This window comes from Vagococcus bubulae, from assembly GCF_003950315.1.
Lineage (GTDB): Bacteria > Bacillota > Bacilli > Lactobacillales > Vagococcaceae > Vagococcus > Vagococcus bubulae.
In genome coordinates this window covers 226153-233694 of record NZ_NGJT01000002.1, presented here as the reverse complement: position 1 = coordinate 233694, position 7542 = coordinate 226153, and the positions used below count along the sequence as shown (strand labels likewise).

At 36.1% G+C, this 7542-nt stretch carries 4 protein-coding genes; 1 reads left to right on the top strand and 3 read right to left on the bottom strand.

The window, feature by feature from the left end; all coding sequences use genetic code 11:
* On the top strand, window positions 1–310 hold a 310-nt coding region (locus CBF36_RS02205), incomplete at its 5' end, for a transposase (RefSeq protein WP_165865354.1).
* 104 nt (window positions 311–414) lie between these two features.
* On the opposite strand, the gene galE is transcribed toward CBF36_RS02205, so the two are convergent.
* The 3 genes from galE to CBF36_RS02190 all read right to left on the bottom strand — a co-directional run bounded on the left by galE (window position 415) and on the right by CBF36_RS02190 (window position 7539).
* Window positions 415–1407 (bottom strand): UDP-glucose 4-epimerase GalE, encoded by a 993-nt coding sequence (galE, locus tag CBF36_RS02200; RefSeq protein ID WP_125956224.1) that lies wholly within the window; start codon window positions 1405–1407, stop codon window positions 415–417.
* A gap of 20 nt (window positions 1408–1427) precedes the next feature.
* Complete coding sequence (locus CBF36_RS02195; RefSeq protein WP_125956222.1) at window positions 1428–5759, bottom strand: PolC-type DNA polymerase III; 4332 nt, start codon at window positions 5757–5759, stop codon at window positions 1428–1430.
* A 79-nt stretch (window positions 5760–5838) separates the two neighbouring features.
* On the bottom strand, window positions 5839–7539 hold the full coding sequence (locus CBF36_RS02190; RefSeq protein ID WP_125956221.1) for a proline--tRNA ligase: 1701 nt from the start codon (window positions 7537–7539) through the stop codon (window positions 5839–5841).
* Window positions 7540–7542: the final 3 nt, after the last annotated feature.

Genomic DNA, 7542 nt, shown 5'->3' with positions numbered 1-7542 from the left:
TCTAAAAGAAGCCTACGATAGCTTCCAATTACTAACGTATCATTTTAGAAATAAAGATGCTGATTCATTTTTTGAACTGTTGAAAAACTTACCTAATAGCTTAGATAGGCTATTTAAAGATAAATTAGAAAACTTACTTGTATATGAAACTGGTATTCGCAATGCCCTTCTTTATGATTTTTCCAATGGAAAAATTGAAGCTAAGAATACTCATATAAAAACCCTTAAAAGAGTATCATACGGATTCAAATCATTCAGCAACATGAGAATAAGAATTTTCTTGATAAACGGTCTTATAAAAATTAAATAACTAAAAAAGATGATAAATCTGAGATTACTCTCAAATTCATCATCTTATAGATTTAACTCATCAGTCCTATTTGACAAAGAGCCTTAATATCTTTTTTTTATCATTTATTTTTCGTATCCATGTGGGTGACTTTGATGCCATTGCCATGCACTAGATATGATAGTTTCTACATCAGTGTATTGAGGATTCCACCCTAAAATAGTTTTCGCTTTTTCGTTTGAAGCAACCAACATTGATGGATCACCTGCACGTCTTGGTGCAATCTCAGAAGGAATAGCTTTTCCAGTCACGTTAATGGCTTCATTCAACAATTCTTTTACTGAGAAGCCATTACTACTACCAAGATTAATAATTTGGCTCTCATCATGTTTCGTTAAATAATTCAATGCTAAGATATGAGCGTCAACTAAATCGACAACATGTACATAATCACGAATGCATGTGCCATCTGGCGTTGGATAATCATCACCAAAAATCATTAATTTTTCCCGTTGATTTAGTGCGACTTGTAAAATGATTGGTAACAAATGGGTTTCAGGTGTGTGGTCTTCACCGATTGATGCATCAAGCATCGCACCTGCCACATTGAAATAACGTAATGACACATACTTAATACCATATGCGTTATCACACCATTTCATCATTTTCTCCATCATCAATTTACTTTCACCATAAGGATTCGTTGGATTCGTTGGCGTGTCTTCCGTAATAGGCGTTACATCAGGTTCACCGTATGTTGCTGCTGTTGAAGAAAAGACAATTTCTTTCACGTCAAATTCATTCATCACTTCAAGTAACGTTTGCATACCATATACATTATTATTAAAATATTTTAGTGGGTTTTCAACTGATTCACCGACTAGTGAACTGGCAGCAAAATGGACCACCTGAGAAATATCTTCTTTCTTAAAAACTTCTGTTAAAAAGTCTTTATTACGAATATCTCCTTCATAAAATGTCGCACCTTCGTCTACTGCTTCTTTATGGCCAGTTAATAAATTATCAACAACTACCACTTCTCTGTCACTATCTAATAAACGCTTCACTGCATGAGAGCCAATATATCCTGCTCCTCCTAGTACTAACACTTTTGCCATTTGTCTTCCTCCTAATGTTTTTATAACATATCAAATAAGGATAACTGATTTTCATCAGGTAAATCTTTCAACACACCATTGTCTGTCATATATTCAATCAATGTTTTAGATACTTTTCCTCGATTAGACAAGTCTTCTTTTGATAAAAATTCTTGTTCCTCACGCGCTGCTACAATTTGTTTTGCTACGTTTAACCCCAAACTTGGAACAGAACGAAACGGTGCAATTAACGTATCTCCCTCTATCACAAAGTCTTCTGCATCTGATTTATACAAATCAATCATTTGAAATTTAAAGCCACGTTCTAACATTTCATTAGCTATTTCCAAAACAGTTAATAAGTTTTTCTCTTTTGTTGAGGCGTCCATTCCCTTATCAGTGATTTCTTTCATACGTGCTTTCACGGCTTCTTTGCCTTGTGACATTGCCACAATATCAAAATCATTGGCACGAACTGAAAAGTATGCTGCATAATACAAGATTGGGTGATGTACTTTAAAATATGCCACACGTAATGCCATTAAAACGTAGGCTGCAGCATGGGCTTTAGGGAACATGTATTTGATTTTCAAACACGATTCAATGTACCACTCAGGCACATTATTTGCTCGCATCTCTGCTTGCCACTCATCTGGTATCCCTTTACCTTTACGCACGCTTTCCATGATTTTAAATGCTAAGCCGTCTTCTAAACCAGCATGCATTAAATACACCATGATGTCATCACGACACCCAATTACATCAGCCAGTGTGGTTGTCCCTTGACGAATTAATTCTTCCGCATTACCTAACCAAACGTCCGTACCATGTGACAATCCAGATATTTGTAGCAACTCAGCAAAGGTGGTTGGTTTTGTTTGTTCTAACATGCCACGAACAAATTTTGTCCCAAACTCTGGTATACCAAGTGTACCCGTTTTAGAATAAATTTGATCAGGCTCTACACCTAAAACTTGTGGTCCAGAAAAAATCTTCATGACTTCTGGATCATCAGCTGGGATGGTTTTTGGATCAATGCCTGATAAATCCTGTAACATACGAATCACAGTCGGATCATCGTGTCCCAGTATATCAAGTTTTAAGACATTATCATGAATCGAATGGAAATCAAAGTGAGTCGTACGCCATTCAGAATCTTGGTCATCCGCTGGGTATTGGATTGGAGTAAAGTCATACACATCCATATAATCCGGAATAACAATAATCCCCCCAGGATGCTGTCCAGTGGTCCGTTTCACACCTGTTGAGCCTTTTGCTAGACGGTCAATCTCTGCTCCACGAAAACTCAAATCATTATCTCGCTCATAGCCTTTTACAAACCCATATGCCGTTTTATCGGCTACTGTACCAATTGTCCCAGCACGGAAAACGTAATCTTCCCCAAACAACACTTTCGTATAATTATGTGCTTCTGGTTGGTAAGTCCCTGAGAAGTTCAAATCAATATCGGGTACTTTATCCCCGTGGAACCCTAAGAATGTCTCAAACGGAATATCGTGACCATCTTTTGATAATCTCGCCCCACATTTAGGACAATCTTTTTCAGGTAAGTCGAACCCTGACCCATAACTACCATCTTCAAAGAACTCAGAATACTGACATTCAGGACACAAATAGTGTGGTGGAAGTGGGTTGACCTCTGTAATACCTGTCATGGTTGCGACAAAACTTGACCCAACTGACCCACGAGATCCAACTAAGTAACCATCTTCTAAACTCTTATGAACCAGCTTTTGCGAGATTAAGTAAATAACGGAGAACCCATTGCCGTTAATACTTTTTAACTCTTTCTCAATACGTTTCTCAACAATCTCAGGCAACTCTTCACCGTAAAGTCGATGAGCTTCATCGTAACTTAATTTGGTAATTTCATCTTCTGATCCTTCGATTTTTGGGGTATATAAATCTTGTTTGACAGGCACAACATCTTCACACATATCCATAATTTTACGTGTGTTGTCTACCACGATTTCTTTGGCTTTTTCTTCACCTAGAAAACTAAACGCATCCAACATTTCATTGGTTGTTAAAAAGTGAACGTCTGGTAACTCATAACGATTTAGAGGATTAGCTCCACCCATCGAATTAATTAAAATTTTACGATAAATTGCATCTTCTTTATTTAAATAGTGAACATTTCCTGTTGCCACAACTATCTTACCTAAATCATCTCCAATCGACACAAGATTGGTCATGATATCTTCTAAATCCTCGTCATTTTTAACAAGTTCTGCTTCAATCAATGGAGCATAAACATGTTTTGGCATGACTTCAATGTAGTCATAAAATTTCGCACGCTTTTTCGCTTCCTCAACACCCTTTTGCATCATCGCTTCAAAAATTTCACCATTACTACATGCTGATCCAACTAGTAGACCTTCACGTAATTCAGATAATTTAGAGCGTGGAATACGTGGTACACGGTAAAAATAATTCACATTTGACATCGAGATTAACTTAAATAAGTTTTTTAATCCTACTTGTGTTTGTGCTAAAATCGTCGCATGAAATGGTCGTGCTCGTTTGTACGCGTCTCCCTCACCAATGTGTTGATTAAATTCATCATGGAAATGCACACCAAATTCTTCTTGTGCTTTTTTGACAAATATCCAACACAAGTGACCTGTTGCTTCCGAATCATAAATCGCACGGTGATGTTGTTCCAAATTGATGTTATATTTTTTGGACAAACGGTTTAAACGATGTGATTTCAATTCTGGATGAAGTAGTCGTGATAGTTCCAGAGTATCAATGACAGGATTTGGTGCTTCTGGCATATCATATTTTTCATAACTAGTATTCAAAAATCCCATATCAAAACTGGCATTATGGGCGACAAGAATGCTATCTCGGCAAAATTCTTCAAAAAGAGTTAGGACTTCTTTTTCTGATTTTGATCCCTTCACCATATCATCTGTAATCCCTGTTAAGTGAATTGTTGTTTGAGATAATGGATGTCCTGGGTCGATAAACTGTTCAAAGGTATCAATAATATTTCCCTTATGCATTTTAACTGCCGCTAACTCGATAATCGTGTCATAAACCGCTGAAAGCCCCGTTGTTTCCACGTCAAATACAACATAGGTGGCGTCTGTTAAACTAATATGTTCTGGATTGTACGCAATCGGTACACCATCATCAACAATGTTTGCTTCCACACCAAATAACACTTTCACACCATGTTTTTGTCCGGCAAAATAAGCATCGGGATAAGCCTGCGCACCACTATGATCCGTAATGGCGATTCCTGGCATGCCCCATTTTCCTGCTTGAGCCACTAAATCTGTGGCACTATTCGTTGCATCCATGGTACTCATATTTGTATGAACGTGAAGCTCAACACGTTTTTCATCTTCAGGAGCTGTATCTTTTCTTAATTCTTTTTTTACCTCAACTAAGTCTTGACAATTCATCACTAAATCACGCATAAACGTGTCTTCCTGGATACTACCTCGCGCTCTTAACCAACTTCCGGTTTTAATTGCTTCAAATATAGCGACGTCTTTTTCATTATTAGAAAATTTCTTCACAGCAAATGACGATGAATAATCTGTGATTTTGACAATTAATAACTTTCTGCCTGAACGCAACTCTCTAATTTCTTTATCAAACACAAACCCTTCGATAGTCACACGACGTTCTTCTTCAATGATATCTTCCATACGTGTGATCATCTCATCACTTGGAATGGTTCTTCCAAGTTGAATTGGTCCCTCATGTTCAAGCGTTTCTTGTTTTTTCTTTTGTTGTTGATTTTTTTCAATGGCTGCTGCAGTCTGTTTCATTAACTCTTCAGCTTGTTCTTGTTGACGTTGTTCAAAGGCTTTCTGAATATCTGACTCTTTTGTATCATCAATTCGAACAACAAATTTAAACTCAGGAAATCCGTAGCGTTTGTATAATTCACTAAGGTGTCCTAAATGTTTTTGACTTAAATATTTTTCGACACCTTCATTTTCAACTAATAAAATAATCTGTTGGTCATCAACAAATGGTGGTGTCTGAAGCAATGAATTTTTGACAACATTTGTCATCTCTTCATTCTCTTTTAATACTTGATACCAATAATCTGCCAACAAATCATCATTTATCTCTTTATTTTGGCTCGTTACAACTAAAGAAGTGCTAGCAATATCATTAAAAGCTGTCTCTAAATGAGTGGACAATAACTGATAATGTGACATTGGTAAAATATGATGAAACCCTAAATTAAACTCCCATAGTCGACTTTTTTTATGTACAGTGACTTTTTTCACTTCACCTGTTTCTAAAAGAGGATAGTTGGATAATTGGTCATCTAAAGCAATTTGTTTTACTAATTGAGCATATAATTCTACTGGTGATAAGCTCATGTTCATCCCTACTTTCCTTTTTACATTATACATGAAAAAGGTTCTTAGTAAATAAAGACTAAGAACCTTAAAGGTATTGTTACTTATTCAAGATATTTAACGTTGCATACAACTCGTCACGACGAATTTCTAACTCATCTTGTGTTTTCTTGATTTTCACTTCAATGATTTCTTCTTCTGCTTTTTTACCAACAGTGATTCTAAATGGAGCACCAACTAAGTCAGCATCTTTAAATTTCACTCCTGGACGTTCTTTTCTATCATCTAGTAACACATCTAAACCATAGCTTTCTAATTCTTTTTCAATATCTAAAGCCAAGTTCCATTGGTGTTCATCTTTTGGATTAATTGGAATGATATGTACATCAAATGGCGCAATTTCAGCTGGCCAATTAATGCCTTCACCATCTGACATTTGCTCGGTAATAGCAGAAAGTAAACGACTCACACCAATACCATAACAACCCATTTGAACTGGAATAGCTTTTCCATTTTCATCTAACACTTCTGCTTTCATTTTTTCCGAATAGAATGTACCAAGTTTAAAGATATGTCCTAATTCAATCCCTCGTGTAAATTGTAATTTTCCACGACCATCAGGAGAAATTTCGCCTTCTTTGACTAATCGTAAATCTAAGTATTCTTTCGGTTCAAAGTCACGGCCTGGATTGACATTAATGATATGATAGCCTGTTTCGTTTGCTCCAACGGCAGTATTAGATAAATCTTGTACATACAAATCAGCTAATAATTCAACCGTATCAGGTAAATTAATAGGCCCTAAAGAACCAAATTCTGCTCCTAAAACTTCTTTTACATCATCATCTGTTGCTGGTTCTAAATTAATCGCATTTAAATAATTTTTTAATTTTACGTCATTTAATTCATGGTCTCCACGAAGTAAAATCATCACAGGTTTTCCATCAGCCATATAAAGCAGAGATTTCACTGTTTTATCTTCTGAAATAGATAGAAAATCAGATAATTCTGCAATTGTTCCAACACCTGGTGTTTCGATTTTCTCCATTTCAAGTGGTGTTTCATGAGATTTTTTAGAGGCATAGTAGCTCGTTGCCATTTCTAAGTTAGCAGCATAGTCACTTTCATTTGAGTACACGATGGTATCTTCACCAATCTCAGCAATAGCCATAAACTCTTTTGAGTCATTACTTCCCATTGCACCACCATCACCAATGATAATACGGTAGTTTAAGCCACAACGGTCAAATATTTTTTTATAGGCTTCTTCAAAATCATTAAATCCTTCATCTAGACTCTCTGTTGAGGCATGGAAAGAATACGCATCCTTCATGATAAACTCGCGTCCACGTAATAATCCAAAGCGTGGACGTTTTTCTCCACGATATTTTGATTGAATTTGGTATAAATAAAGTGGTAATTTTTTATAAGAATTCACATCTTTACGAATTAAATCAGTAAAGGTTTCTTCATGTGTTGGCCCTAAAAGATATTCTTTGTCACCATCTGCTGTAAATGTTACTAATGCATCACCATATGTTTCATAACGACCACTTTCACGCCATAAATCAGCTGGAATAACAGCTGGTAAAAGCATCTCATTTGCGTTAATCTTAGCAAATTCTTCACGCATGATTTTTTCAATTTTTTGAATGACTTTATGAGCAAGTGGTAAATAGATGTAATACCCACTTGATACTTGTCTAATATATCCCCCACGAAGTAGCACTTGATGACTCATTGCTTCTGCTTCACTTGGTACTTCACGTAAAGTTGGCATAAAAAATTTTGATTGTTTCATAAT

Coding starts and splice junctions, on each gene's coding strand:
- galE (WP_125956224.1), bottom strand. CDS start 1,407: ATGGCAAAAGTGTTAGTACTAGGAGGAGCAGGATATATTGGCTCTCAT.
- CBF36_RS02195 (WP_125956222.1), bottom strand. CDS start 5,759: ATGAGCTTATCACCAGTAGAATTATATGCTCAATTAGTAAAACAAATT.
- CBF36_RS02190 (WP_125956221.1), bottom strand. CDS start 7,539: ATGAAACAATCAAAATTTTTTATGCCAACTTTACGTGAAGTACCAAGT.